Raw genomic sequence first — 23,053 nt, 5'->3', positions numbered from 1 at the left:
GCACCCCCATCGGTCCGTGGGGTGCCGACCTGAGGGGAAACGGTCAGGGAACCGGGTTGCACACGGCGTTGCCGGTTCCGTTCCCGGTGAACGCGTAACGGTTCGACTGCGGCGAGGTGGAGCTGCCGTTGATCGCCACGACCCAGATCTGACCGGTCTGGTTGTTGAAGTTGGCCACCGACGTCGTCGCGGTGCGCACCGTGCCGGCCAGCAGCGGTTCCGTGGTGTTCGGCGTGGTGTACCGGATCTGGAAGTTGGCCGGGTCCACGGCCTGGGTCCAGGTGAGGGTGATCGCGTTACCGGAGCGGACGCAGCTCGTCACGGTCGGCGCTACCGGAGGAGCCACCACCCAGGTCCCCGACGTGATCGTCGACCCGGAGACCGCCGCGTCGTCGGTCCACGCCGCCCAGGTCGCTCCCCCGAAGCCCGAGAGCGCGAGCACGCCTGCAAGGAGCGCACTGCCGACGAGGACCGCACGGCGCGGCCCGCGGGCGGTCCGGGCGAGCACCACCGGCTCGACCATGATCGGTGGCGGCAGGATGTTGCCGCTGCGTCGCGTGGGGACCGGCTGCGGGATCAGGACCTGCGGCTCGCGGGTGCGGTGGCGTCCCGGCGTACGGCCGGGAGTCGTGCCCGAGTCGACGTTCCTCCTGCGGGCGATGACCACCAGCATCAGGGCGACGTAGAGCGCGAGCACGTAGCTGCCGGGGGCGTGCGAGAGCCAGTTCACCAGGTAGCCGAGCTTCGGCACGGCGAACATCAGCCGGGGAGCCGAGGACACCCGGTAGAGCTCCTCGTCCGCGGTCTGGTTCGCGTCACCCTTCAGCTGCAGCGTGACGACGTCGTCGTGGTGGGTCGCGGCGACCACCCGGTGCGTGACCTTGGCATCCACCTTCGTCGTCACCGTCACGACGTCGCCGACCTTGATGTCGGCCGCGTCGACCGACCGCGAGAAGCCGAGCGACCCGGTCGTGACGTCGGGCGACATCGAGCCGGACAGGAAGACGAGCGGACGGACACCGGTCAGCACGGCCACCAGCGTGAGCACAGCGCACGCCGCACCGACGACGGCACTGGCGGCGAGCGCCACCCGGCCGGTCCGGTGCAGCGCGTTCAGGGCTCGGAGGTCCATCACGGGATGATCTGGCTCGCGGTGAAGGCGAAGCTGACGTTGGTCGACGCGTTCTGCAGGGAGGTCGCAGCGCCGGTCGGCAGCGTCGCCTCGATGCACAGCGTCTCCTCGGTGCCGGCCGCGAGCTGGCGCGGGTTCGTCGAGGAGACCAGGTTGTTCGAGAACGACGTACCCGTGTTCGCCAGGGTCGCGCCGCCGCAGGTGAAGCTCGAGCCCGAGGCAGTCCTGGTCGCCGCTCCGGTGACCTTGACGACGAGCGCAGCGCCGAGGCCCTTGCCGTCGGCGTTGCTCGCTGCCCCGTGGGCGTAGTAGGTCAGCGGGGACAGACCGTTGTTGCGCACGGTGATGACACCGGCGGTGCTCTGCCCGGGCACGATGTTGCTGAAGCTCAGCTGCGTGTAGGCGTTGTCGTTGTCCAGCCGGTTCCCGGCGGTCCCGTTCACCTTCAGGTCGATCGACCCGCTGGTGATGGTCGACCCGGCAACGGCTGCGGAGTCCGACCAGTAGGCGTAGGTGCCGGTCGCAGCTGCACCGAGAACGAGGCCGAGGCTCGCGATCGCCTGGAAACGGACGTCGCGGAGCAGCTTCGAGAGCTGGGGCTTACGCATGGGAGGTCTGCCTTTCGTCTGTGTCGCGGTTGCGGCGGCCGATGCCGACGAGCCCGAGGCCGCCGGCGGTGAGGACCACCGCGAGCAGGAGCAGTCCACGGCTGATCGTGGAACCGGTCCCGGGGAGGACGCCGTTGTTGTCAGGACCGGCGACGCCGTTCCCGTTGCCATCACCGTCGCCGTCCCCGCCGTTGTCGGGCGGGAGCACCGAGGTGTCCTGGCTGAGGGTCACGCCGAACCGCAGGTCGAGCTGCTTGGTCTGCGAGGCGTTGGAGGATGCCGGTTCGAACGTGATCCGTACGTCGATGCGCCGGACCTCGCCGGCAGGGATCTGCTCGCCCTGGACGAGGGTGTGCGGACCCGCGGTCGTGACTGCGGCGTACTCGGAGTCGCCGACCCGGACGGCGACCTCAAGATCACCGGTGTCGATCAGGGAGCGCACCTGGGTGCTCTCCATCACGACCTGCAGGACGCCCGCCTCGGAGTCCTGGTTGCGCACGTAGAACGAAGCCGTCTCGACGTCGCCGGGGACCCAGCGGAACGCCGGGTCGAAGAGCGGCGCCGGCAGGTTCGCCGACCAGGTCACGCCGTCGGGGCTCAGCCCGAGCTCGTCCGCCGCTGATGCCGGAGCAGCGGACCCGAGGGCCGCCACGAGCGCACCGATCAGCGCGAGCAGCACGGCCAGGACGCGGGCCTTCACGACCCCACCTCGTGGAGCTCTCGTTGCTCGTTCACGTTCTCCTCTGACGCGACGGTGGTGCCGTCGCGACGGTTTCGCCGGTTGCGGATGCCGTCCCGAGCCGCTCCCCCAAAGGAGAACGCCGCGTAGCCGAACAGCACCAGGATCGCACCGCTCACGGCGAGCCGACGGATGTCGCCGTCGACCATGCGGGCCGGGTAGCCCACGTAGGGCACGGCGTACCAGAGCACTCCGCGGATCTGCTTCGGGCGCACCGGTTCGGGGTCCGGTGCTCCGTTGGCGTCGCCCTGCGTAATGAATCGGCGGTCGCCCTTACCATCCAAGGAAATCGACACGACTCGGTGCGTTGCGACGGTCGGCTTCCCCGACTCAATCTGATAGGTCACCACGTCGCCGACGCGGATGTCGTCAGCTGCGGCCGGCCGGACGACCACCACTGTTCCCGGCGGCAGCTGCGGACGCATCGACCCCGTGAGAACCGTGTACGCAGTTCCGCCGCCGACCGCAGGCACGAGGACCGTCGCCCCAAGGACAACGATGACGAACCCCGCGACCAGCAGGGCGAATGCCCTACCGGCCACGGTGCGCACGGTGCGCTGGTTCGTCATCGTCGAATCTCCTGGAGCGGGCGGATCAGTGGTTGTTGACCTGGGTGACGGTCAGGCTGATGGCGTCGAAGGTCGCGCTGTCACCCTGCGAGCTGTTGTCGACCGACGAGCCGTAGGGGAACGTGACGGCGAAGTCGGCGACGACGGTGTAGTCACCCTCGTCGAAGTTGAACGACGAACCCGGGGTGACGGTCTGCGGCGAGCCACCGGCCTTGGTGATGGTGAAGGACGACGAGTTGGTCGACAGAGCCGACTTGAGGTCACCCGAGCTGGTCGGCACGCTGACGTCGAGCTTGGCGGCGAGGTGGTCGCCGGTCGAGCTGATCGTGTAGGTGCACTGCTTGGTCAGCGAGTCGCCCGGGACGAGCAGGCGGCCGGCCAGCGGACCGCCGGTGCCGCCCGTGCCGTCGAGCACCCAGTCACCGCACGCGGTCTGGTTGAGGTCGAGCGTGCCCGCAGTGATGGTCGAACCGGCCACGGAGGCGTCGTCGGCCCAGAATGCGAGGGTGCTGGCGCCGCCCAGCAGCAGGGTGCCAGCAGCGGCAGCGGCGAGAGCGCCCTTGGTGGACTTCTTCATGGTTCTCCTCCAGGAGAGATTTGTGAGGTTTGTACCGTTCGGGCAGTTCAACGACGCACCGACGGCCGGGTTACCCCTTCGGGTGGAACTGCCCAAGATGCCTACGCGCCCAGACCACGTCAAAGCCTTGTGTAGACCGCGAAAACGGCTAATCGGACAATGGTCGGGAAACCGGGACACGCCCGGGCCAGCGAAGGTAAAACGGAGCATCTCGCAAGGTCAGTGACAAAATGATCGACATCGGCGCTGTACTCCGATTCAGTCGCCGCGCAGGGCTCCGAGGATCAGGTCGTCGAGCGACAGGTTCGGGTCCAGGACGGCGCCGCGGTCGCGGGCGTGGCCCTCGATCTGGAACCACACCGACCGGGCCAGGTGGTTGGCGAGCACGTCGGCCGAGGGCACCTGTTCCTCGCGGGCCAGCCAGAACCGGACGGTCCCGACCGCCTGTCCGACGATGCCGAAGACCAGCGGGTCGAGGATGTGCTTGTCGTCCTCGTCGAGCTCCACCGAGAGCAGGCTCGCACCCGAGGTCACGAGCATCGCGATCAGGCCGCCGATCTGCTCGGTGGCCTGGATGACGTCACCCAGGCGCTCGGCGTCCTGGCTCTCGGACGCGCCGATACGGTGCAGCGCGGGGTGCTCGGCCGCCCAGGCGACGTACGCGTGCACGATCCGCTCGATGATCTGCTGGATCGTTCCGGAGAGCTCGAACTGCGGCACGAGCTCGTCCATGAGCAGCTCGATGATCCGCTTCTGGATCGCGCGGTCGAGGTCGGCCCGGTCGGTGAAGTGCCGGTAGAGCACGGCACGGCCGAGCCCCGCCTCCTCGGCGAACTGCCGGACGTGGATCTCGGCACCGATCGGCTCGCGCTCGATGACGACGATGGCGGCGTCGAGGATCTGCGCCCGGCGTTCCTCCCGGTGCGCGGCCCAGCGCTCGCCCCGACCGTCGCCGCCACCCGAGGGCGCGGGAACGGTCGGTTTGCTGCTCACACGGAGGAGCCTAGAGGCCAGCGCTGACGTCCGCCGCCGCCGACACGTCTGCGGGGAACTTCCGCGCGCGTCACCGCGAGCATCTCGGCGACGTCGAGCAGCTTGACCCGCCCCCGGCCCGACGCGGCGCCCAGCGCGAGCTCGTGCCGGTCGATCGCCTGCCAGCCGGCCAGGTCCACGACGTCGGTCCCGGCGAAGAAGTCCTCGAGCTCTGCCCTGGTTCCGAGCGGTTCGCCCAGCAGACCCGCCTGAGCGTCGTCGAGCAGCGCCGCGACGGTCTCCTCGGAGCACGCCTTGTTGGTGCCGATGAAGCCGCTCGGTCCGCGCTTGATCCAACCTGCGACGTACGTGCCCGGGACGACCCTGCCGTTGGTGTTCGGGACCGTGCCCGAAGTCTCGTCGAAGGGCAGCCCGTCCACGGCAACGCCGCGGTAGCCGACCGAGCGCAGCACCATGGACGCCTCGATGACCTCAACCTCGTCGGTCGCGACGGCGTGGACGCGTCCGTCGGTCTCGGTCAGACGGGTCCGGGCGACCTCGAGCCCGGACACGCTCTCCTGGCCGAGGATGCGCACGGGCGCGGTCTGGAAGCGCAGCACGATCCGGCGACGGCCGGGACGCGGCGCGCGCTCGGCGAGCTCGGCGAGCAGCGCGGTCTTGGCGGAGTCCGCGACGATCGCCTCTCCCCCGTTGTCGATGATGACGTCGACGTCGTCGAGCCCGGCCAGACCGATCAGCTCGGGCACGGTGAACGCCGCCTGCGCGGGCCCGCGCCGACCGAGCACGACGACCTCGGAGACCTTGCTGCCCCGCAGCGTCGCCAGCGGCAGCGCCGCGGTGTCCGTGGGGAGCAGCGAGTCCGGGTCGGCGGTGAGGATGCGCGCGACGTCGAGTGCGACATTGCCGTTGCCGACGATGACCACCCGGTCCCCACCGAGGTCGACGGGGGTGTCCTGCGCGTCGGGGTGGCCGTTGTACCAACCCACCACGTCCGTGGCCGAGACACTGCCGAGCAGGTGCTCGCCCTCGATGCCGAGCGACCGGTCGCGCGAGGCACCGACGGCGTAGATGACACCGTCGTAGCGCTGCGTCAGCCACTCGTGGGTGACCCCGGCAGCACTGTCCGGCCCCACCTCGACGTTCAGCCGGTAGCGGAACCCGGGCTGGCCCTCGATCGCGGCGAACAGCTTGGTGACCTGCTTGGTGTGCTGGTGGTCCGGAGCCACCCCCGCCCGCGCCAGTCCGTACGGCGTGGGGAGCCGGTCGAAGACGTCGACACTCACCCCGGCGTGCTTGAGCAGCTCGTCCGCGGCGTACAGGCCGGCGGGGCCGGCGCCGACCACCGCGACACGGATGTCCCGGTCGACCGCGCGGACAGCGGGTACCAGCGCGAGCGGCGTCCGGTCGGCGTGCGGCTGGTTCTCGAAGTAGAGACGGTTCAGCGCCAGGAACGGCAGCTCGGCGTCAGTCAGCTTGGTGTGCGGCTTGAGCGCGTCGACCGGGCACGCGGTCGTGCAGGCGCCGCAGTCGACGCAGGCCTTCGGGTCGACGTACAGCATCTCGGCCTCGGCGAACCCGGGCTCGCCGGGGGCCGGGTGGATGCAGTTGACCGGGCAGGCGACGACGCAGGAGGCGTCGCTGCAGCAGGACTGCGTCACGACGTACGGCATCTCAGGCTGCCTTGCGGACGCTGGGCTTCCGGTCGCTGGACTTCCGGCTGCTGGGCTTCACCGGCTCGCTGCGGTAGCGGGCGCCGGCGCCGTCGATCTTCAACGCCTTCCAGACCCGGCGCGAGACCGGGTTCATCAGGTCGAGCTCCTCGGCCAGGGCGCGCACGTCGTAGAAGACGTCGCTGAGCATCGCGCGCGCCTCGGGGCTGTCCCAGAAGGTCTCCTGGAGCACCTTCTTCGGGACGCCCACCTGCTTCGTCATCTCCTTGCCGGGCACCATGATCGCGTCGCCGAGGAGACGCATGATCACCGGGAAGACGACCGAGAGGACACCCTTCTGAAAGCGGCCCACCCGCGGCACGTTGCGCTTGAGGTACTCGTGGGCGAACGAGATGTGCCGAGCCTCCTCGGCGATGTGGATCTGCATGATCCGGGTGAGCAAGGGGTGCATCACGGTGCCGTCGGTGCCCTCGCGCAGGATCGCCTTCTGCAGGTGGTCGATCGGCTCCTCGCCGGCCAGCACCCCCATGAAGAACACGATCGACAGCGGCCGCGCAGCCAGCGGCAGGAACGGCGCGAGGGCACGGAAGTAGCGCGGCCCGCCCGGGACGTCGATCCCGGTGCGGTTGACGAACTCCTGGAACATCTGGGTGTGGTGGGTCTCCTCGGTCGCCTCGTGGGTGACGTACCGGTACTCCGGCGACCCGTTCGGCAGACCCATCACGTACTCCATGAGCCCGCGGATCAGGATGTTCTCGAACTGCAGGCCGACCTTGGTCACGTTCGCCTGGCGCCACAGACCGATCTCGATCTGCCGCTCCAGCGGGAGCGCCTGGTACCACTCGCTGCGACCCAGGGCATCCGCCTTCGGAAGCACCCAGCGCGGGTCGTCGTGGTGGATCGCGTAGTCCGGGTTGTCCCAGTCGATGTCGATCCACGGGTCGAAGTGCTGGTGGACCGACCCCTCGGACAGGGTCTGCAGCTTCTCTTCGTAGGTCTGGGTCGCGGCGGTCATCGGAACTCCTCGTGACGTCGTTGTCGGACTCCTCACGACGTTAGTGTGACACCGCGTCACATGTAAATAGGTATCTGTGACTTCGTGTCACAGTAATTCCTTCTCCCGCGTGGAACGTGTCTCAGGTCACCTGTTCCGGACGCCGCTGCCAGTGCGCCGCGACCTCGATGCGACCCTCGTCGAAGTGCGCGCCCAGACCGGCGTCCGCGAACGCTGCCAGGGCTTCGACGAGCAGCTCGTCCCCCGGCGCGGCGTTCGCCGTCGTGCCGTGCCAGAGGTTGACCTCGAGCATGCCCTCGTCGACGGCGTGCCAGACGTCGGGCGCGGTGAACCAGGCGATGCCGACCGGCTTCGGGTCGGCGCGGTCCAGCTCGTCGCGCGCCGCCCAGTGGTCCGCGCAGCCCTGCAGGACGACGACCCCACGGGCCTCCAGCGAGGCGAACGCGACCTGCAGCCGGTCGTAGTTGGTCGTCGCCGGCCATCCGGCCGCGTCGGCGTCCCAGCGGGCCCGCGCCTCCGCGATCCACGCGTCGGCGGTGCTCGGTGCGTCCAGCTCCTTGTGGTCGGCGCGCAGCGCCTCGACCACCTGCTGACGCACCGCCTCAGAGGTGCCGAGACCGGAGCGGACGACGACGTCCACCCAGGCCCGGTTGCCCTCGGTACGGCGCTCGCGCCGTCCCACTACCAGCCGCGCTCGGCCAGGCGGTGGGGCTGCGGGATGTCCTCGACGTTGATGCCGACCATGGCCTCGCCGAGCCCTCGCGAAACCTTGGCGACCACGTCGGGGTCGTCGTGGAAGGTGGTGGCCTTGACGATCGCCTCGGCCCGCTGGGCCGGGTTGCCGGACTTGAAGATGCCCGAGCCCACGAACACACCCTCGGCGCCGAGCTGCATCATCATCGCCGCGTCGGCCGGGGTGGCGATGCCGCCGGCGGTGAACAGCACCACCGGGAGCTTGCCGTTGGTCGCGACCTCCTTGACCAGCTCGTACGGCGCCTGCAGCTCCTTCGCCGCGACGTACAGCTCGTCGTCGTGCAGGGCACCGAGCCGGCGGATCTCGCCGCGGATCGTGCGCATGTGGGTGACGGCGTTGGACACGTCACCGGTGCCGGCCTCGCCCTTGGAGCGGATCATCGCCGCGCCCTCGGTGATCCGGCGCAGCGCCTCACCGAGGTTGGTCGCACCGCACACGAAGGGAACCGTGAAGGCCCACTTGTCGATGTGGTTGCTGTAGTCGGCCGGGGTCAGCACCTCGGACTCGTCGATGTAGTCGACGCCGAGCGACTGCAGCACCTGCGCCTCGGCGAAGTGGCCGATCCGGGCCTTGGCCATCACCGGGATCGAGACGGCCTCGACGATGCCGTCGATCATGTCCGGGTCACTCATCCGCGACACGCCACCCTGGGCGCGGATGTCCGCAGGAACGCGCTCCAGCGCCATCACCGCGACGGCGCCGGCGTCCTCGGCGATCTTCGCCTGCTCGGCGTTGACGACGTCCATGATCACGCCGCCCTTCAGCATCTCCGCCATCCCGCGCTTCACGCGCGAGGTGCCGGTGCTGGAGGCGAATTCGGGGGAACTGTTCTGCTCTGCGGACATGGGGCAAGCCTACGTGCGCTCGCCCCTGGATCCCCTCGTGGGGGTCAGTTCTCGGACGCCTGCTCGGCAGCGATCTCGGCGAGCACCTGGTCCCGGACCACCAGCACCCGCTGGACGACCGTGATCGTGTTGGCGACCGCCAGCAGACCCAGCGCGATCGGGATCGCGATCAGCCAGTCCTCGCCGCCGCCGACCATGTTGATCAGGTCCGCGACGCCGGTGGTCACCAGGATGAAGACGAGGCGGTCCGCACGCTCGGCGATCCCGACCTTGGCCTGCAGGCCGAGGGACTCCGCGCGAGCCCGGGCGTAGGAGGTCACCGACCCCATCGAGAGCGAGTAGATCGCGAGCGCCGCGAGCCAGTCGTTGTCGCCGGGACCGACGTAGTACATCGCCAGGCCGCCGAAGATGGCTGCGTCACCGATGCGGTCCAGCGTGGAGTCCCAGAACGCCCCGAACTTCGAGGTGTTCCCGGTCAGCCGGGCCATGTAGCCGTCCATGATGTCGCTGAAGACGAACGCGGTGATGAACAGCACGCCCGCGAGCAGCTTGCCCTGCGGGAAGAAGATCACGGCGCCGGCGACGACGCCGAGCGTGCCGACGAACGTCACCGTGTTGGGGCTGATGCCCAGCCGGATGAACAGGTTGGCGAGCGGGGCCCAGATGTTGGTCCAGAACTGGCGGAATCTCTCAAGCATGGTGGCAGCAGGCTACCGGCAGAAAGGTGCCGAAAAGTTGCAAGGGTTCGTCCCCCGACGCCTCCTACCTGTGTACGACGACCGGAACAGGAGACCTGAGGATGCCTCGCGAGGACGTGACCGCCGTGCTCTGCGCCGTAGGATCCGAGCGTGAACGCGCTCTCGGGTCCGACCGACGCAGAGCTGGTTGCGCGCGTCCTGCAGGCCGACCGGGAGGCCTTCGCGTCGGTGTACGACCGGTACGGGCCGAAGCTCTACGACTTCGCGTACTCGATGCTGCGCCACCGCGAGGACGCTGCGGACGCCGTGGCCGACTCGTTCATCCTCTTCGCCGAGCGGCTCGGCCAACTCCGCGACCCCGACCGCCTGCGCCCGTGGCTCTACGCGATCGTGCGCAGCGAGTGCCTGCGCAAGCTGAAGGCCCGCAAGCGCGTCTCCTACGGCGACGACGAGCAGCTGATCCAGATGGCTGACGACGGAGCCACCCCGGAGCAGTCCGCCGAGACCGCCGCCTTGCAGCAGCTGGTCTGGGACGCAGCTGCCGGTCTGGCCGACCGCGACCGCGCGCTGCTCGACCTGCACCTGCGCCAGGGCCTGGAAGGCGCGGAGCTCGGCGAGGCGATGGGCGTGAGCGCCGCCAACGCCTACGTGATGCTGAATCGCCTCCGGGCCCAGGTCGACAAGTCCCTCGGCGCGCTGCTGGTCGCGCGCCTGGGCCGCCACGACTGCGACGAGCTGGACGCACTGCTCGTCGACTGGGACGGCACCTTCTCCCCGCTGATCCGCAAGCGCGTCGCGCGCCACGTCGAGAACTGCTCGACCTGCGGCGAGCGCCGCAAGAAGATCGTCAGCCCGTGGATGCTGCTGGCCGGCGTCCCGGTGTTCGTCGCCCCGCTCTCGCTGCGCGACCGGGTGCTCGACGACACCCAGCTGGTCGCCTACTCGGGCACCCCGACAGCGACGAGCAGGTGGCGGAGCCGCAGCGCGGGCGCTGCCGCCGCGGCGGCGCTGGTCGCGGCGGCCTCCGTCACGGCCGTCGTGGCGTGGCCCGAGGACGACAAAGCGAGCGACGCATCCGCCCAGGTCACCGAGTCGCCCGCGCCGGCACCGTCGGCTTCTGCGCCGACGCTCGCGCCCACGACGACGGCCCCGACGGCGCCCGCGACCGCAGAGCCGAGCGCCTCGGAAGAACCCACCGCGAGCGCCGGCACGATCTCCGTCTCCACGACCTCGATCAACCTCGGCACCCGCGGCACGCGTGGCATTGCCAGGCTCACCAACACCGGCGGATCGCCGGTCGCGTTCACCGTCGCCCCCGACTCCGGCTGGCTCAGTGCTGTCCCGGGTTCCGGCACCCTCCAGCCCGGAGCGTCGACGACGCTGTCGATCCGCGCGAACCGCAACCGCGTCGAGGAGGGTCGTTCGACCGGTCGGGTCAGGATCCGGTGGGAGGACGGCAGCGCAACGGTCGCGGTGTCCCTGAACGAGCAGAACGCGCCGCAGGTCGGAGCCCCGACCGCGAGCCAGGCCCCGTCGTGCGAGCAGCAGACCGTTCAGGTCCGCGCGACGGTCACGGACCAGAGCAGGCTCACCTCGGTGCGGTTGACGTGGTCCGGACCGAACGGTGCGGACACGGCGACCATGACCCGGTCCGGGTCGCGCTGGGTCGCCTCGATGGGCCCGTTCACGTTCGGCGGCCCGGTCACCTTCCGAGTCGTGGCCACCGACCGGTTCGGCAACACCACCACCGGGCCGGCCAGCACGATCGAGGCCACGCCCTGCCCGGGGTGAGCGGAAACTTGTAAGAACCGGGTCACCTCCGGCCTCCCACTCGTGAGACCCACGAGCCCCCGGAGGCCCCCATGAAGCACCTGATCCGTACCGGCGTCGTCACCGGCGCCGCCCTGCTCGGCGTATCGACCCTGAGCAGCTGCGGCGGAGCGTCGAGCGCCCCGCACCTCGAGAACCGGCCGACTGCCACGGTCACCGTTGCGGCTGCCCCACCGACCGTCGTACCGGTCATGACGCCGGCGGCCGCTCCACGCCACGTGGGGCGTCCGACCCGGGTGGTGATCCCGAGGATCAAGGTCGACGAGGCCCTCCACGGCATCGGGTTGAAGCCCGACGGCGCGATGCAGACGCCCGACTTCGGCGATGCCGCCTGGTACGACCTCGGCCCGCGTCCCGGGGCGCGCGGACCTGCCGTGATCGTCGCGCACGTGCACGGACCAGCCGGGGACGACGTGTTCGCCGACCTGGCGAAGCTGCGCCCGGGCGACCGGGTGACCGTACGGCGTACCGACGGGGTCGGCGTCTTCGCGGTGGACGCGGTGGAGCAGAACAAGAAGGACTCGCTGCCCACCAAGCGCATCTGGAGCAGCACTGACCAGGCCGTCCTCCGGCTGATCACCTGCGGCGGGACGCCCGACCCGGTCACCCGGATGTACCCGGAGAACACGGTCGTCTACGCCCACCTGATCTCCCCCTGACGCCGAGCGGGCTGGCATGTCCCGCGCCAGAGCGCCGAGAGGGCTGGCATGTCCCGCGCCAGAGCGCCGAGGGGGCTGGCATGTCCCGCGCCAAAGCGCCGAGGGGGCTGGCATGTCCCGCGCCAGAGCGCCGAGGGGGCTCAGATGCCCCGCGCCACCGGGCATCTGAGCCCTCTCGGGCCTGTACGGCGGGACATCTGGGACCTCTCGGGCCTGTGCGGTGGGACATCTGTGCCCTCTCGGCGAAAACAGTCCGCGAAAAGTTGCAAGGACTCCGGGCGCCGGTGCTCCTACCTCCAGAAGAACGACACCTCGAACCCACAAGCTCACAGGAGAAGCCATGAACAAGATCGCTCGCACGCTGGTGGTCGCCACGCCGCTGGCCACCGCCGCCCTCAGCCTCGTCCCGGGCGCAGCCCAGGCCGTCGACGCACCGCACGGCGCGTCGGACATCAAGACCTCGGTGGTCGACCCCGACCCCGAGCCGAACCCGTGCCCGGTCCCCGGTGGACCGCGCCGCGGCGGTCACTGCGACGAGCCGGGCGAGCCCGGTGGCGGTGACAACCCCGGTGGCGGTGACAACCCCGGTGGCGGCGGCAACCCGGGCGATGGTCCGGGCGGCGTGATCACGAACCCGGAGCCGTGCCCGACCCACGGCACCTGCCCCGGTGACGGTGGCGATGGTCCGGGCGACAAGAACGGCTCCGGCGGCGGCGACGAGCCGGGCGACTCCGACCAGCCCGGCGACGGCAAGGGTGGCGACGGCGGGAACGGTGGCAATGGGGGCAACGGCGCCGGTGGCCCGACCGACCAGTTCGTCACCCCGACCCGCATCGACGCCGGGCTCGGTCCGGTCGCAGCCTCCGAGGCCCACGACGACAGCCTCACCCTGTCGTTCGTCCTCGCCGGCGGCGCTCTGGTCAGTGCGTCGGGGGCGGCCCTCGCGGTGCGCGCCCGGCGCGTCCGGAGCGCCTGAGACTCAGCTCCCTGCTCTGGGGGGAGGGAGCTGACTCGGGGATGCAGGGCCTCGCGCTTAGGCGCGGGGCCCTGCTTCTGCGTGCGTCTAGGACCAGGCGCCGGCGAGCAGCGAGCGCGTCTCGGTCAACAGCTGCGGGAGCGGCTTGGTGCGGCCGATCACCGGCATGAAGTTGGCGTCGCCCGACCAGCGCGGCACCACGTGCTGGTGCAGGTGCGCCGCGATCCCGGCGCCGGCGATCGGACCCTGGTTCATACCGAGGTTGAAACCCTGGGCGCCGCTGACGACACGGATCGTGCGCATCGCGGTCTGGGTGAGGGCGGCGACCTCGTGGGTCTCCTCGGTCGTCAGGTCGGTGTAGTCCGCGACGTGCCGGAACGGGCAGACCAGCAGGTGGCCGGAGTTGTACGGGTACAGGTTGAGCACGACGTACGCCGTGGTCCCCCGGTGCACCACCAGGCCCGCCTCGTCGTCGAGGCCCGGGATCCGGCAGAACGGGCACTCCGACTCCGAGTCGTCCACCGGCTTGCTCTCGCCCCGGATGTAAGCCATCCGGTGCGGCGTCCAGAGACGCTCGAGCTGGTCGGACTCCCCCAGTCCGTCCTGGTGGAGCTGCTCGTCGGCCTGACCCGCGTCCGTCACACCTGGACCCGGGTCGCCACGGCCTCCGCCACGCGGGCGATGGCCTCGTCGATCGGTACGCCGTTGTCCTGACGGCCGTCGCGGTAGCGGAACGAGACGGCACCCGCCTCGACGTCGTCGGCACCGGCGATCAGCATGAACGGCACCTTCTGCAGCTGCGCGTTGCGGATCTTCTTCTGCATCCGGTCGTCGCTGTCGTCGACCTCGACGCGGATGCCGACGGCCTTCATCTTGGCGGCGGACGTCGTACAGGTAGTCGGCAAAGGTGTCGGCGACCGGGATCGCCTGGACCTGCACCGGCGCGAGCCACGGCGGGAACGCTCCGGCGTAGTGCTCGACGAGCACGCCGAAGAACCGCTCGAGCGAGCCGAACTTGGCGGAGTGGATCATCACCGGCTGGTGCTTCTGGCCGTCGGAGCCGTTGTACTCGAGCTCGAAGCGGGCCGGCTGGTTGAAGTCGTACTGGATGGTCGACATCTGCCAGGTGCGACCGATCGCGTCGCGGCACTGGACCGAGACCTTGGGGCCGTAGAACGCGGCACCGCCCGGATCCGGCACGAGCTCGAGACCGGACTCGATGCAGACGTCCTCGAGCACCTTGGTGGCGATCGCCCAGTCCTCGTCGGAGCCGACGAACTTGTCCGGCTTGGAGTCGTCACGGGTCGACAGCTCGAGGTAGAAGTCATCCAGCCCGAAGTCCTTGAGCAGGCCGAGCACGAATTCGAGCAGGTGCTTGATCTCCCCTGGCGCCTGCTCGGCGGTCACGTAGGAGTGCGAGTCGTCCTGGGTCAGGCCGCGCACGCGGGTCAGTCCGTGCACGACGCCGGACTTCTCGTAGCGGTAGACCGAGCCGAACTCGAACAGCCGCAGCGGCAGCTCCCGGTAGGACCGGCCGCGCGAGCGGTAGATCAGGTTGTGCATCGGGCAGTTCATCGGCTTCACCATGTAGTTCGAGCCCTCGAACTCCATCGGCGGGAACATCGTGTCCGCGTAGTACGGCAGGTGGCCGGAGGTGTAGAAGAGCTGGTCCTTGGTGATGTGCGGAGTGCCGACGTACTCGAAACCCTCCTCGATGTGGCGCTGGCGGACGTAGTCCTCCATGACCCGCTTGAGCACGCCACCCTTGGGGTGGAACACCGCCAAGCCGGACCCGATCTCGTCGGGGAAGCTGAACAGGTCGAGGTCGCGACCGAGCTTGCGGTGGTCGCGGCGCTCGGCCTCCTCGATCCGGTGCAGGTGCTCGTCGAGGGCTTCCTTGGTCTCCCACGCGGTGCCGTAGATCCGCTGGAGCTGCTTGTTCTTCTCGTCACCGCGCCAGTACGCCGCGGCGCTGCGCATCAGCTTGAACGCCGGGATCCGCTTGGTGGTCGGCAGGTGCGGACCGCGGCACAGGTCCTTCCAGGCGACCTCGCCGTTGCGGTTGAGGTTGTCGTAGATGGTGAGCTCGCCGGCACCGACCTCGGCACTCGCGCCCTCCGCCGCGTCCGCAGCCGAGCCCTTGAGACCGATCAGCTCCAGCTTGTACGGCTCGTCGGCCAGCTCGACGCGGGCATCGTCGTCGTTGGTGACCCGGCGGGAGAACTTCTGGTTCTCCTTGATGATCTTCTTCATCCGGGACTCGATCTTGACCAGGTCCTCGGGCACGAACGGGGTCTCGACGTCGAAGTCGTAGTAGAAGCCGTTCTCGACCGGCGGGCCGATGCCGAGCTTGGCCTCCGGGAACAGGTCCTGGACCGCCTGGGCCAGCACGTGCGCCGTCGAGTGGCGGAGGATGTCGCGACCGTCGGCGCTGTCGATCAGCACGCCCTCGACCGTCTCACCCTCGACGATCTCGTACGACAGGTCCTTGAGGGCACCATCGACCCGCGCCGCGATCACGTCCGGCTCGTCCTTGAACAACTCCCAGGCTTTGGTCACCCCAGGATGCTATCGAGGTGGTGCCACCGGGTTTCTCCCGGCTGACTCAGAGGTCCCGGTAGCGCTTGGCCTCCGCGAGCTTCTCGCGCAGCAGGTCGGCGTCGGCCCGACGTACGCCTTGAGGCGGCCACACGCTCAGGTCGCCGTCGACGTAGAGACCGGCGTACGCCGGGGTGTCCCGCTGGAAGCGCCAGCCCTCCGCGAGCGGCCCGACGTCGTAGGCGTCGTACCCGATCTGGTCGAGGAACTCCGTGACGGTCTTCTTGGCCTCTGCGTCGTCGCCGGCGATCGCCAGCACGCTGCGGTCCTCCGCGCCTGCCGGCCGAGCCAGGTCGCGCAGGTGCTCGAAGTAGATGTTGTTGAAGCCCTTCACCACACGCGACTCCGGGAGGTGCGCCTGCACCAGCTCGGAGGTGGTGGTCGTCTCGTCGTCCAGAGCGGCGATGTGACCATCGCGCTGCGGGTAGTAGTTGCAGGTGTCGATGACGACCTTGCCGCGCAGCTCCTCGACCGGTACGTCGTCGACCGCCCGGAGCGGCACCGTCACCACCACCAGGTCCCCGGCAGCCGCAGCTTCCGCAGCGGTCCCGGCACGCGCCGAGTCACCGAGCTCGTCGACCAGGTCGGTGAGCGTCTCGGGCCCCCGACTGTTGCTGAGCACCACGTCGTACCCGGCCTCCACGGCCAGTCGAGCGACGGTGCTGCCGATGTTTCCGCTTCCGATGAGTCCCAGAGTCGTCATACAGGCGGCAACGGCGGGATCGTCCGCGGCATTCCGTCAGTCGTTCTCGGCATCCAGGTCGGGAGCCCAGGCGACACCGTTGATGTGGGAACCGCCGTCGACGAACAACGTGTTGCCGGTCAGGTAGCGCGAACCCTCGGAGGCGAGGAAGACGGCGACCGGGGCGATGTCGTCGTACGGGTCGCCCATCCGGCCCATCGGGTTGGCGGCGTCGGCGAGCGCGACCAGCTCGGGGTACTCCCCGATCGCGCGCAGGAACGCCTGGCTCTTGGCGGCCGGCGCGATCGCGTTGACGGTGACACCGGTCGGCGCCCACTCGCGTGCCGCCGTACGGGTCAGGGCGCGCAGGGCCTCCTTGGCCGCGTTGTACTCCAGCGAGCCGACGTGCGCGTTGACGCCGTTGAGACTGACCATGTTGATGATCCGGCCCCAGCCGCGCTCCTTCATGTGCGGGTAGGCAGCCTTCATGGCCCAGAACGGCCCGAGGTAGCCGACCGCCATCCCGGCGTTCAGGGCCTCACCGGTCTTGTTCTCGACGCGGCCGATCGAACCGCCGCCCCAGGCGTTGTTGACGACGATGTCGATCGCCCCGTACGCCGCCAGCGCAGCCTCGACCGCGCCCTCCACGTCGACCCGACGAGCAACGTCGCACCGCGCGAAGATCCCGCCGACCGCGTCCGCGACCTCCTGACCCTGCGTCTCGTCGAGCTCGGCGACGACGACCTTGGCTCCCTCGTCGGCGAACCGGCGCACCAGGCCGGCACCGATGCCGGCACCTCCCCCGGTGACCAGGGCGACGCGACCCGACAGCTGGCCACTCATCGCACGACCGCCAGCAGGTCACGGGCGGCGGCATCGCCGTCGAGGGCCCGGGTGGTGCGGTGCAGGATCTCCCAGACCCCGTCGTTGCGCACCAGCTCGAACCGGTTGGCCCCGGCGCGGGCCACGTGGAACCGCTCCTTGTGGTGGACGACCAGCACGGACTCGCAGACCGCGACGGCGGTGTCGCCCTCGACGGTCACGACGACCGGCCCGAGGAAGTGGGTGCACCCCGCGGTGACCAAGCCCTGGTGCTGCGGCGAGAGCACCATCGCGTGCACGTCGGCCCGGCTGCGCATCCCCCACCCCTCGACGTCGTAGGTGCCGTCCTCGGCCCACAGGGCGGCAACCGCATCGGCGTCGGCAGCGTCGACCAAGGGCCCGTAGCAGCCGATCAGGCGGGTGATCGCGCGCTCGTCCTCGAGCCGGGCGAGTCGGTCCTCTAGCGCGTTCAGCCTGTCGTCGGTCATGCTGACGACACTAGAATGAATTCTAAGAATGCGGAAGGTGCGACTCGTGACCGATCTCGACAAGTACGGACCCTGGGCGGTGATCGCCGGCGGCTCCGAGGGCGTCGGGTCCGCCTTCGCGACCGAGCTCGCGGCCGCCGGGGTCAACCTGGTCCTGCTCGCCCGCAAGCCGGTCCCGCTCGAGGAGACCGCGATCGCCTGCCGGGCGCTCGGCGTCGAGGTGCGCACGCTCGGTGTCGACCTGGCCGCCCCCGGGGCGGTCGAAGACGTGCTCGCCGAGACCTCCGACGTCGAGGTCGGTCTGCTGATCCTGAACGCCGGCGCGAACACGCACAGCGCTGAGTTCCTCGACGGCGACCTGGACGCCTTTGGTCAGGTGATCACGCTCAACGTGACGACGCCGCTGACCCTTGTCCAGCACTACGGCCGCGCGATGCGCGAGCGTGGACGTGGCGGGATCGTGCTCGTCGGCTCGATGGCGTCGTACATGGGCTCGACGCACCACACGGTGTACGGCGGCGCGAAGGCCTTCAGCCGGATCTTCGCCGAGAGCCTCTGGCTCGAGCTGCGCGAGCACGGCGTCGACGTCCTCGAGCTCGTCCTCGGCGTGACCCGCACGCCGGCGATGGAACGGGTGGGCCTGGACTTCGAGGTGCCCGGCATGAAGGTCGCCGAACCGCTCGACGTGGCCCGTGAGGGGCTCGCAAACCTGGCCAACGGACCCGTGCACGTCGCCGCCGGCAACGACGAGTACCTCGCGATGCGCACGCACCCCGACCGCGCGAAGGTCGTGCTCGGCGCACACCAGTTCATCCAGAAGCTGATGGGCCTGGACAAGGAGTAGCCGTGCCCCGAATAGCCGAAGGACGCCCTCCCGCCGTACCGACGACGGTGCAGCAGCAGGAGCGCTGCGACCGTGCACTGGCCGCCGCGGCGCGGCTCGGCGCGGCCCACGGGCTCGAGCACGTCCAGATGGCCCAGGTGGCCGCCGAGGCCGACCTGGCGCTCGGCACGCTCTACCGGTACTACCCCTCCAAGCACCACCTGTTCGCCGGGGTGCTGGCCCGCAACGTCCAGGCGCTGCGGCCCGCCGCCCGTCGTCCCGGTGCGAGGCCTGCCGAGGCGGTCGCCGCCTTCATGGCCTCTGCCTGCCGCTCGATGCTGCGCAGCCCCCGGCTCGCCCGCGCGATGATCAACTCGGTCAACGTCGTCCGGTCGACCACGGCAGTGGCGCCTGACACGACCATGCGTGACCGCATCCTCACCGTCGCCGGCATCACCGACCCGGACGAGTCCGACCTTCGCCTCGCCCGGCTGGTCGAGCAGTGTGCGTACGGCGTCCTCACCTGGGCGGTCGCCGGGGAGTCCACCGCCGCGGAGGCCGAGGCCGACCTTCGCCGCGCCTGCCTGCTGCTCTGCGCCCCCTGGGGGCCGGTCGTCGAGCCGGCAGAGACGTCGTGACGAACTAGCTCAACGTCCCGTACCGCAGCGGCACGTCCAGGGCGTCGTACAAGCCGGGCTCGGCGGCGACGAGCCACTCGATCGCCCCCACCAGGCGTCCGACCGCGGTCGCGTTGCCGCCCTCGGCCCGGTTGCCGGTCACGTCGGTCGCCTCGACGCTGACCTCGATCCGCGGCTCCCCCTCGATGATCACGCGGTGGGCGCCGTCACCCGTCGGCGGCACCGGCCACTCCGGCGCACAGGAGGCGTGGATGCGGGTGACGTGCTCGCAGATGATCCGCGGCTCGCCGGCGACGATGCCCTGGACCTCGAACCGGATCGCCCCTTGCGTCCCGGCCTCGAAGTCACCCATCGTCGTCGTGGTCACGCTCTGCTCGAGCGGGCGCCGCTCCACGACCTCGCGGATCTCGTCGAGCTCGACGCCGAGACCGCGCGCGATCATGCGGACCTGCCCTCCCCAGACCATCGTCGGCACGGTGGCGGCGATCATCGGGGCGTCGTAGTCCATCGGTTGCCCCATGCCGACGAGGTAGCGGACCGAGTCCTCCTGGTCGTAGGTGGTGTAGTCGAAGATCTCCTGGCACCGGATCACGTCGACCCGCGACCCGAGGCCGCTGATCAGCAGCGGCAGGATGTCGTTGCCCCATCCCGGATCGACCCCGTTGGCGAACAACGAGCCGCCGCCGGACTCGACGGCCGTGGCGACCGGGTCGCGAACCTCGGCCGGGGCGTTGCGCTGGTCGTAGAGCGCGTAGAGCGCCGGGGTCACCACGACCGCGCCGGCGCCGATCGCCCGGACCACGTCGGCGAGAGCGTCGTCCGGGCGGATGTCCCCGGACGCCCCGTAGACGACCGCCCTCGGCTTCGCCGCGAGGACCGCCTCGATGTCGTCGGTCGCCACGACACCGAGCTCGCGTTCCATGCCGGCGAGCTCTCCCGCGTCCTTCCCGACCTTGGCGGGGTTGTGCACGATGACGGCGGACAGCTCGAGGGCGGGGTGCGCGTCGACAGCCTTGATGGCGAGGCGGCCGACGTTGCCGGTCCCCCAGACGATGGTCGAGATCATGCGCCCGACCGTAGTCGGAAACTGGAACGTGTTCTAGTGCAGACGCGGACATCCTCCTAGGATCACCGCATGCCAGCACCCCAGCGCGTCCACGTCACGCACGAGTTCAAGTCCGATCCGCAGACCGTCTTCGAGAAGCTCGCCGAGCACGAGAACCTCGGCCCCGTCTTCGGAGCCAAGATCAGCCGGGTCAAGGACGGCACGGACTCGCGCAACGGCGCGGGTTCCGTACGACGCCTCAAGATCGGCCTCCTGCCAGCCTTCGAGGAGACGACGACGAAGGCGGAGCCCTACTCGCTCATCGAGTACGCGATCACCAAGGGTGGACCTCTGCGCGGCCACTGGGGTCGTCAGGAGCTGAGCCCCACGGCGACCGGCGGCACGCTGCTGAACTACACGATCGGGTTCGACGCACCCCTGCCCGGGATGGCGAACCTGGTGGCCAAGACGCTCAGTGCCTCGCTGACCAAGGGCCTCTCGCGCCTGGTCGACTGATGGCGCGACGGATCTAGCGGCGCCGGTCGTCGGTGAACCGCGGCTCGCCGAACGGCGGCTGGTCGTGGGTGCCCGTGTCGCGGCAGTACCAGGCCCAGACGGCCAGTGCTGCGACTAGCGGGAGACCCACGGCGAGAACCAGCGTCAACATGCCGGATGGATACCCTCGGCGCGCGGATCCATGCGCAGGCCGGGGCCGTCTTCATCGGTGGGCGATACTGGGTTCGAACCAGTGACCTCTTCGGTGTGAACGAAGCGCGCTACCACTGCGCCAATCGCCCGATGTCGTACCTGTTGTGCGACGTGAACCTTAGCCCATCGGGACCGTCAGGTTCACATCGGCATCACATGCCCGGCAGCTCCGGGAGGAAGCCGATCACCGACTGCGCCCGGTTCCAGCCCGACACGGCCCAACCCGGCCAGTCGCGCAGCCAGACGTAGACCGTCACGACCAGCACCGTCCCGACCGTGATGATCGTGGTGATGAGTGCCCGCTTCTTGCGCTTGCGGGTCTCCTCCTCCGTCTCGCCCTCGATCGCCTCCTCCAGCTTGCGCCGGGCGGTCTGGAGCCAACGGTCCGCCCAGTCCCACTCGGTCGCCAGGATCGCCAGGCCGGCCGCGATGCCGACCAGGCCCGGCCCGGGGGTCACCATCATGATCAGGCCGCCGGTCAGCACGACGCCGCCGATGATCGTCACGACCAGCTTGGTCGTGGCGGCAACGGCGCGGTTGCGGTGCAGGTGGTGATGGAGCCGCTGGTAGCGCGACGGGCCTTCCGGATCGGGAACGGGCGGGGTCGTCATGGCCACAGCCTGACAGGACCCTGTTCAGACCTCTGGGAGCGGGTCCGTCCCGGCTGTCCACCTGGACTAGACCAATCAGACCCCAAAATAGACCACACGCTCGATTTTGCTAGACCACCACCCTGTTTTGGGCCTAAATACCCCCTCGGGACTTGCCACCGGGTGACGGCTGACACACCCTCAGGGGGTCGCGCTGGGAGTTTGCGGGAGGGCTTTCTCCATCAGACGCGGCCACCTGAAAGGCATGACCGATGCAGAAGGAAGTCACTTCTCAAGCAATCACCGAAGCGATGCAGATGGAGTTCGTCGACACCGAGGGAACGTCGACCCCGCTGCAGGCCTCGTTCGAGTACACCACCGCCGACCCGTACGCGGTCAGCATCCTGTTCAAGGGTGAGCCGGTGCCGGTGCGCTGGACGTTCGCCCGCGACCTTCTGATCGAGGGTTTCTACGAGCCGACCGGCGACGGTGACGTCCACGTGTGGCCGTGCCTCAGCGCCGAGGGTCGCGCCGTGGTGATCCTGGAGCTCAACTCCCCGAGCGGCGAGGTGCTGATCCAGGTCAGCTCGCGCACCCTGTCGGACTTCATCCGCCAGATGCTGGCCAAGGTCGCCCTCGGCGCCGAGGCCGACCTGATCGACTTCGACGACGAGATCGCCGAGCTGCTGAGCGCCTGAGGCTCGGCACGTCCCGTCAGGGGTCGATGCCGTCAGCCTCGCGCTCGGCCCAGGTCTCCATCGCCCTGAGGGTCACGGGACCAGGAGCCGGCAGCTCGCGGTCACCAAGTCGGCGCAGCGGCTGTACGTCGCGCGTCGTCGAGACCAGGAACAGCTCCTCCGCCTGGTCGAGGACGGACATCGGTTCGTCCACCTCGCGCACACCGCACCACTCGACCACGAGTGCGCGGGTGACACCCGCAAGGCACCCGGAGGCCAGCGTCGGCGTACGGGCTTCTCCGTCGATGACGTAGCAGAGGTTCGAACCGGTCCCCTCGCACACGTTGCCGAGGGTGTTGCCGAAGATCGCCTCGGTCGCTCCCCGCTCGCGGGCATAGGCCAGCGCGACCACGTTCTCGGCGTACGACGTCGTCTTCAGACCGGCGACCGCGCTGCGCTCGTTGCGCACCCACGGCACCACCACGGCCTCGGTCGATGCAGCAGCCGCCTCCATCGGAGCGGCGACCACCACCAACGTCGGTGGCCCTCCCCCGCGACCGGACCCGAGCGGTGCCGGACCGGCCGTCCACGTCACCCGCAGCCGTCCGAGGGGAAGATCCTGGCCCGCTGTCACCGCCGCGATCGCCTCCCTGATCTCCGCGACGTCAGGCTGAGGAAGTCCGAGACCTGCGGCGGAGCCCACCAGACGGTCGAGGTGACGGGTGAGCGCGAACGGCTGTCCGTCGACGATCTTGACCGCTTCGAACACCCCGTCGCCGACGGTCAGACCGTGGTCGTCGATGCGGATCGAGGCCGCTGTGGGGTCTTCGAGGACCGAGCCGTTGAACCAGACGCGCATGGGTCGAGCCTAGGCGCTGGTCCTCGGCAACTCGCTCAAGTGGGGGGCCGAATTGGCC

General features: G+C 69.7%; 26 protein-coding genes, 1 tRNA gene and 1 pseudogene. 7 read left to right on the top strand and 21 right to left on the bottom strand.

Annotated elements, in window-relative coordinates; all coding sequences use genetic code 11:
• Positions 1–43 precede the first annotated feature (43 nt).
• From ABIE44_RS18105 to pgsA, 11 genes are all read right to left on the bottom strand, one after another.
• The gene (locus ABIE44_RS18105) at positions 44–1,132 is read right to left on the bottom strand and encodes a signal peptidase I (protein WP_209714352.1); all 1,089 of its coding nucleotides are present in this window, start codon (positions 1,130–1,132) and stop codon (positions 44–46) included.
• Complete coding sequence (locus ABIE44_RS18100; protein WP_209714354.1) at positions 1,132–1,740, bottom strand: SipW-dependent-type signal peptide-containing protein; 609 nt, start codon at positions 1,738–1,740, stop codon at positions 1,132–1,134. Before ABIE44_RS18100 ends, ABIE44_RS18105 begins: the two co-directional genes overlap by 1 nt.
• Complete coding sequence (locus ABIE44_RS18095; protein ID WP_209714355.1) at positions 1,733–2,440, bottom strand: hypothetical protein; 708 nt, start codon at positions 2,438–2,440, stop codon at positions 1,733–1,735. The genes ABIE44_RS18100 and ABIE44_RS18095 overlap by 8 nt, the downstream gene beginning before the upstream one ends.
• Complete coding sequence (locus ABIE44_RS18090; protein ID WP_209714357.1) at positions 2,437–3,048, bottom strand: signal peptidase I; 612 nt, start codon at positions 3,046–3,048, stop codon at positions 2,437–2,439. The genes ABIE44_RS18095 and ABIE44_RS18090 overlap by 4 nt, the downstream gene beginning before the upstream one ends.
• A 25-nt stretch (positions 3,049–3,073) precedes the next feature.
• Complete coding sequence (locus tag ABIE44_RS18085; RefSeq protein ID WP_209714359.1) at positions 3,074–3,625, bottom strand: alternate-type signal peptide domain-containing protein; 552 nt, start codon at positions 3,623–3,625, stop codon at positions 3,074–3,076.
• A 258-nt stretch (positions 3,626–3,883) separates the two neighbouring features.
• A complete protein-coding gene (locus ABIE44_RS18080) occupies positions 3,884–4,618 on the bottom strand; it encodes a TetR/AcrR family transcriptional regulator (RefSeq protein ID WP_209714361.1) in 735 nt (244 codons plus the stop codon).
• Complete coding sequence (locus ABIE44_RS18075; RefSeq protein ID WP_209714364.1) at positions 4,615–6,288, bottom strand: FAD-dependent oxidoreductase; 1,674 nt, start codon at positions 6,286–6,288, stop codon at positions 4,615–4,617. The genes ABIE44_RS18080 and ABIE44_RS18075 overlap by 4 nt, the downstream gene beginning before the upstream one ends.
• Position 6,289: 1 nt before the next feature.
• Positions 6,290–7,303: an AurF N-oxygenase family protein gene (locus ABIE44_RS18070; protein WP_209714366.1), complete on the bottom strand. Its 1,014-nt coding sequence runs from the start codon at positions 7,301–7,303 to the stop codon at positions 6,290–6,292.
• A 121-nt stretch (positions 7,304–7,424) separates the two neighbouring features.
• Positions 7,425–7,985 carry a DUF6891 domain-containing protein gene (locus tag ABIE44_RS18065; RefSeq protein WP_209714368.1) on the bottom strand — a complete coding sequence of 187 codons (561 nt, stop codon included), beginning with the start codon at positions 7,983–7,985 and terminating at the stop codon, positions 7,425–7,427.
• A complete protein-coding gene (gene pdxS, locus ABIE44_RS18060; RefSeq protein ID WP_209714370.1) occupies positions 7,985–8,902 on the bottom strand; it encodes a pyridoxal 5'-phosphate synthase lyase subunit PdxS in 918 nt (305 codons plus the stop codon). The genes ABIE44_RS18065 and pdxS overlap by 1 nt, the downstream gene beginning before the upstream one ends.
• A 44-nt stretch (positions 8,903–8,946) precedes the next feature.
• Positions 8,947–9,600, bottom strand: a complete 654-nt coding sequence (gene pgsA, locus ABIE44_RS18055) for a phosphatidylinositol phosphate synthase (protein WP_209714372.1) — start codon at positions 9,598–9,600, stop codon at positions 8,947–8,949.
• 150 nt (positions 9,601–9,750) lie between these two features.
• Between pgsA and ABIE44_RS18050 the strand changes: the two genes are divergently transcribed.
• The 3 genes from ABIE44_RS18050 to ABIE44_RS18040 all read left to right on the top strand — a co-directional run bounded on the left by ABIE44_RS18050 (position 9,751) and on the right by ABIE44_RS18040 (position 13,065).
• Complete coding sequence (locus ABIE44_RS18050; RefSeq protein WP_209714374.1) at positions 9,751–11,391, top strand: sigma-70 family RNA polymerase sigma factor; 1,641 nt, start codon at positions 9,751–9,753, stop codon at positions 11,389–11,391.
• 71 nt (positions 11,392–11,462) lie between these two features.
• A complete protein-coding gene (locus ABIE44_RS18045; protein ID WP_209714376.1) occupies positions 11,463–12,089 on the top strand; it encodes a sortase domain-containing protein in 627 nt (208 codons plus the stop codon).
• A gap of 340 nt (positions 12,090–12,429) precedes the next feature.
• A complete protein-coding gene (locus ABIE44_RS18040; protein ID WP_209714378.1) occupies positions 12,430–13,065 on the top strand; it encodes a hypothetical protein in 636 nt (211 codons plus the stop codon).
• Positions 13,066–13,152: 87 nt separating this feature from the next.
• On the opposite strand, the gene ABIE44_RS18035 is transcribed toward ABIE44_RS18040, so the two are convergent.
• From ABIE44_RS18035 to ABIE44_RS18015, 5 genes and pseudogenes are all read right to left on the bottom strand, one after another.
• Positions 13,153–13,707 (bottom strand): HIT family protein, encoded by a 555-nt coding sequence (locus tag ABIE44_RS18035; RefSeq protein WP_502912747.1) that lies wholly within the window; start codon positions 13,705–13,707, stop codon positions 13,153–13,155.
• A pseudogene (gene thrS / locus ABIE44_RS18030) lies at positions 13,704–15,624 on the bottom strand (threonine--tRNA ligase). The gene ABIE44_RS18035 and the pseudogene thrS overlap by 4 nt, the downstream one beginning before the upstream one ends.
• Positions 15,625–15,670: 46 nt before the next feature.
• Positions 15,671–16,366, bottom strand: a complete 696-nt coding sequence (locus ABIE44_RS18025; RefSeq protein WP_209714381.1) for an NADPH-dependent F420 reductase — start codon at positions 16,364–16,366, stop codon at positions 15,671–15,673.
• A gap of 36 nt (positions 16,367–16,402) precedes the next feature.
• Positions 16,403–17,188 (bottom strand): SDR family NAD(P)-dependent oxidoreductase, encoded by a 786-nt coding sequence (locus tag ABIE44_RS18020; RefSeq protein WP_209714383.1) that lies wholly within the window; start codon positions 17,186–17,188, stop codon positions 16,403–16,405.
• Positions 17,185–17,655: a nuclear transport factor 2 family protein gene (locus tag ABIE44_RS18015; protein WP_209714385.1), complete on the bottom strand. Its 471-nt coding sequence runs from the start codon at positions 17,653–17,655 to the stop codon at positions 17,185–17,187. Before ABIE44_RS18015 ends, ABIE44_RS18020 begins: the two co-directional genes overlap by 4 nt.
• Before the next feature lie 46 nt (positions 17,656–17,701).
• Between ABIE44_RS18015 and ABIE44_RS18010 the strand changes: the two genes are divergently transcribed.
• A complete protein-coding gene (locus tag ABIE44_RS18010) occupies positions 17,702–18,499 on the top strand; it encodes an SDR family NAD(P)-dependent oxidoreductase (protein ID WP_209714387.1) in 798 nt (265 codons plus the stop codon).
• A gap of 2 nt (positions 18,500–18,501) precedes the next feature.
• Positions 18,502–19,116, top strand: a complete 615-nt coding sequence (locus tag ABIE44_RS18005; protein WP_209714389.1) for a TetR family transcriptional regulator — start codon at positions 18,502–18,504, stop codon at positions 19,114–19,116.
• A gap of 4 nt (positions 19,117–19,120) precedes the next feature.
• Here ABIE44_RS18005 and ABIE44_RS18000 read toward each other — a convergent pair whose 3' ends face one another.
• Positions 19,121–20,182 carry an NAD(P)H-dependent amine dehydrogenase family protein gene (locus ABIE44_RS18000; protein ID WP_209714391.1) on the bottom strand — a complete coding sequence of 354 codons (1,062 nt, stop codon included), beginning with the start codon at positions 20,180–20,182 and terminating at the stop codon, positions 19,121–19,123.
• A gap of 69 nt (positions 20,183–20,251) precedes the next feature.
• Here ABIE44_RS18000 and ABIE44_RS17995 point away from each other — a divergent pair, with 69 nt between their 5' ends.
• Positions 20,252–20,677: an SRPBCC family protein gene (locus tag ABIE44_RS17995; protein WP_209714394.1), complete on the top strand. Its 426-nt coding sequence runs from the start codon at positions 20,252–20,254 to the stop codon at positions 20,675–20,677.
• A gap of 13 nt (positions 20,678–20,690) precedes the next feature.
• On the opposite strand, the gene ABIE44_RS17990 is transcribed toward ABIE44_RS17995, so the two are convergent.
• From ABIE44_RS17990 to ABIE44_RS17980, 3 genes are all read right to left on the bottom strand, one after another.
• Positions 20,691–20,828: a hypothetical protein gene (locus ABIE44_RS17990; protein ID WP_209714395.1), complete on the bottom strand. Its 138-nt coding sequence runs from the start codon at positions 20,826–20,828 to the stop codon at positions 20,691–20,693.
• 58 nt (positions 20,829–20,886) lie between these two features.
• Positions 20,887–20,958: transfer RNA gene (locus tag ABIE44_RS17985), tRNA-Val, on the bottom strand.
• Positions 20,959–21,021: 63 nt separating this feature from the next.
• Positions 21,022–21,480, bottom strand: a complete 459-nt coding sequence (locus tag ABIE44_RS17980) for a PGPGW domain-containing protein (RefSeq protein WP_209714397.1) — start codon at positions 21,478–21,480, stop codon at positions 21,022–21,024.
• 251 nt (positions 21,481–21,731) lie between these two features.
• Between ABIE44_RS17980 and ABIE44_RS17975 the strand changes: the two genes are divergently transcribed.
• Positions 21,732–22,157 (top strand): SsgA family sporulation/cell division regulator, encoded by a 426-nt coding sequence (locus ABIE44_RS17975; protein WP_209714399.1) that lies wholly within the window; start codon positions 21,732–21,734, stop codon positions 22,155–22,157.
• A gap of 16 nt (positions 22,158–22,173) precedes the next feature.
• Here the strand turns inward: ABIE44_RS17975 and ABIE44_RS17970 are convergent, their stop codons facing one another.
• Entirely contained in the window at positions 22,174–22,995 is an 822-nt protein-coding gene (locus ABIE44_RS17970; protein WP_209714401.1) for an aminotransferase class IV, read from the bottom strand.
• Positions 22,996–23,053 lie beyond the last annotated feature (58 nt).

The sequence above is a fragment of the Marmoricola sp. OAE513 genome (assembly GCF_040546585.1).
Taxonomy (GTDB): domain Bacteria; phylum Actinomycetota; class Actinomycetes; order Propionibacteriales; family Nocardioidaceae; genus Marmoricola.
The sequence above is the reverse complement of the archived record's forward strand: the minus strand, read 5'-3'. Positions and strand labels throughout refer to the sequence as shown.

Bases quoted from the DNA above. Each gene is read 5' to 3' on its own strand.
- ABIE44_RS18000 (WP_209714391.1), bottom strand. From the start codon at position 20,182: ATGATCTCGACCATCGTCTGGGGGACCGGCAACGTCGGCCGCCTCGCC.
- ABIE44_RS18020 (WP_209714383.1), bottom strand. From the start codon at position 17,188: ATGAGTGGCCAGCTGTCGGGTCGCGTCGCCCTGGTCACCGGGGGAGGT.
- ABIE44_RS17995 (WP_209714394.1), top strand. From the start codon at position 20,252: ATGCCAGCACCCCAGCGCGTCCACGTCACGCACGAGTTCAAGTCCGAT.
- ABIE44_RS18045 (WP_209714376.1), top strand. From the start codon at position 11,463: ATGAAGCACCTGATCCGTACCGGCGTCGTCACCGGCGCCGCCCTGCTC.
- ABIE44_RS17990 (WP_209714395.1), bottom strand. From the start codon at position 20,828: ATGTTGACGCTGGTTCTCGCCGTGGGTCTCCCGCTAGTCGCAGCACTG.
- ABIE44_RS18070 (WP_209714366.1), bottom strand. From the start codon at position 7,303: ATGACCGCCGCGACCCAGACCTACGAAGAGAAGCTGCAGACCCTGTCC.
- ABIE44_RS18105 (WP_209714352.1), bottom strand. From the start codon at position 1,132: ATGGACCTCCGAGCCCTGAACGCGCTGCACCGGACCGGCCGGGTGGCG.
- ABIE44_RS17980 (WP_209714397.1), bottom strand. From the start codon at position 21,480: ATGACGACCCCGCCCGTTCCCGATCCGGAAGGCCCGTCGCGCTACCAG.
- ABIE44_RS18085 (WP_209714359.1), bottom strand. From the start codon at position 3,625: ATGAAGAAGTCCACCAAGGGCGCTCTCGCCGCTGCCGCTGCTGGCACC.
- ABIE44_RS17970 (WP_209714401.1), bottom strand. From the start codon at position 22,995: ATGCGCGTCTGGTTCAACGGCTCGGTCCTCGAAGACCCCACAGCGGCC.
- ABIE44_RS18040 (WP_209714378.1), top strand. From the start codon at position 12,430: ATGAACAAGATCGCTCGCACGCTGGTGGTCGCCACGCCGCTGGCCACC.
- ABIE44_RS18015 (WP_209714385.1), bottom strand. From the start codon at position 17,655: ATGACCGACGACAGGCTGAACGCGCTAGAGGACCGACTCGCCCGGCTC.
- ABIE44_RS18075 (WP_209714364.1), bottom strand. From the start codon at position 6,288: ATGCCGTACGTCGTGACGCAGTCCTGCTGCAGCGACGCCTCCTGCGTC.
- ABIE44_RS18025 (WP_209714381.1), bottom strand. From the start codon at position 16,366: ATGACGACTCTGGGACTCATCGGAAGCGGAAACATCGGCAGCACCGTC.
- ABIE44_RS17975 (WP_209714399.1), top strand. From the start codon at position 21,732: ATGCAGAAGGAAGTCACTTCTCAAGCAATCACCGAAGCGATGCAGATG.
- ABIE44_RS18100 (WP_209714354.1), bottom strand. From the start codon at position 1,740: ATGCGTAAGCCCCAGCTCTCGAAGCTGCTCCGCGACGTCCGTTTCCAG.
- ABIE44_RS18090 (WP_209714357.1), bottom strand. From the start codon at position 3,048: ATGACGAACCAGCGCACCGTGCGCACCGTGGCCGGTAGGGCATTCGCC.
- pdxS (WP_209714370.1), bottom strand. From the start codon at position 8,902: ATGTCCGCAGAGCAGAACAGTTCCCCCGAATTCGCCTCCAGCACCGGC.
- pgsA (WP_209714372.1), bottom strand. From the start codon at position 9,600: ATGCTTGAGAGATTCCGCCAGTTCTGGACCAACATCTGGGCCCCGCTC.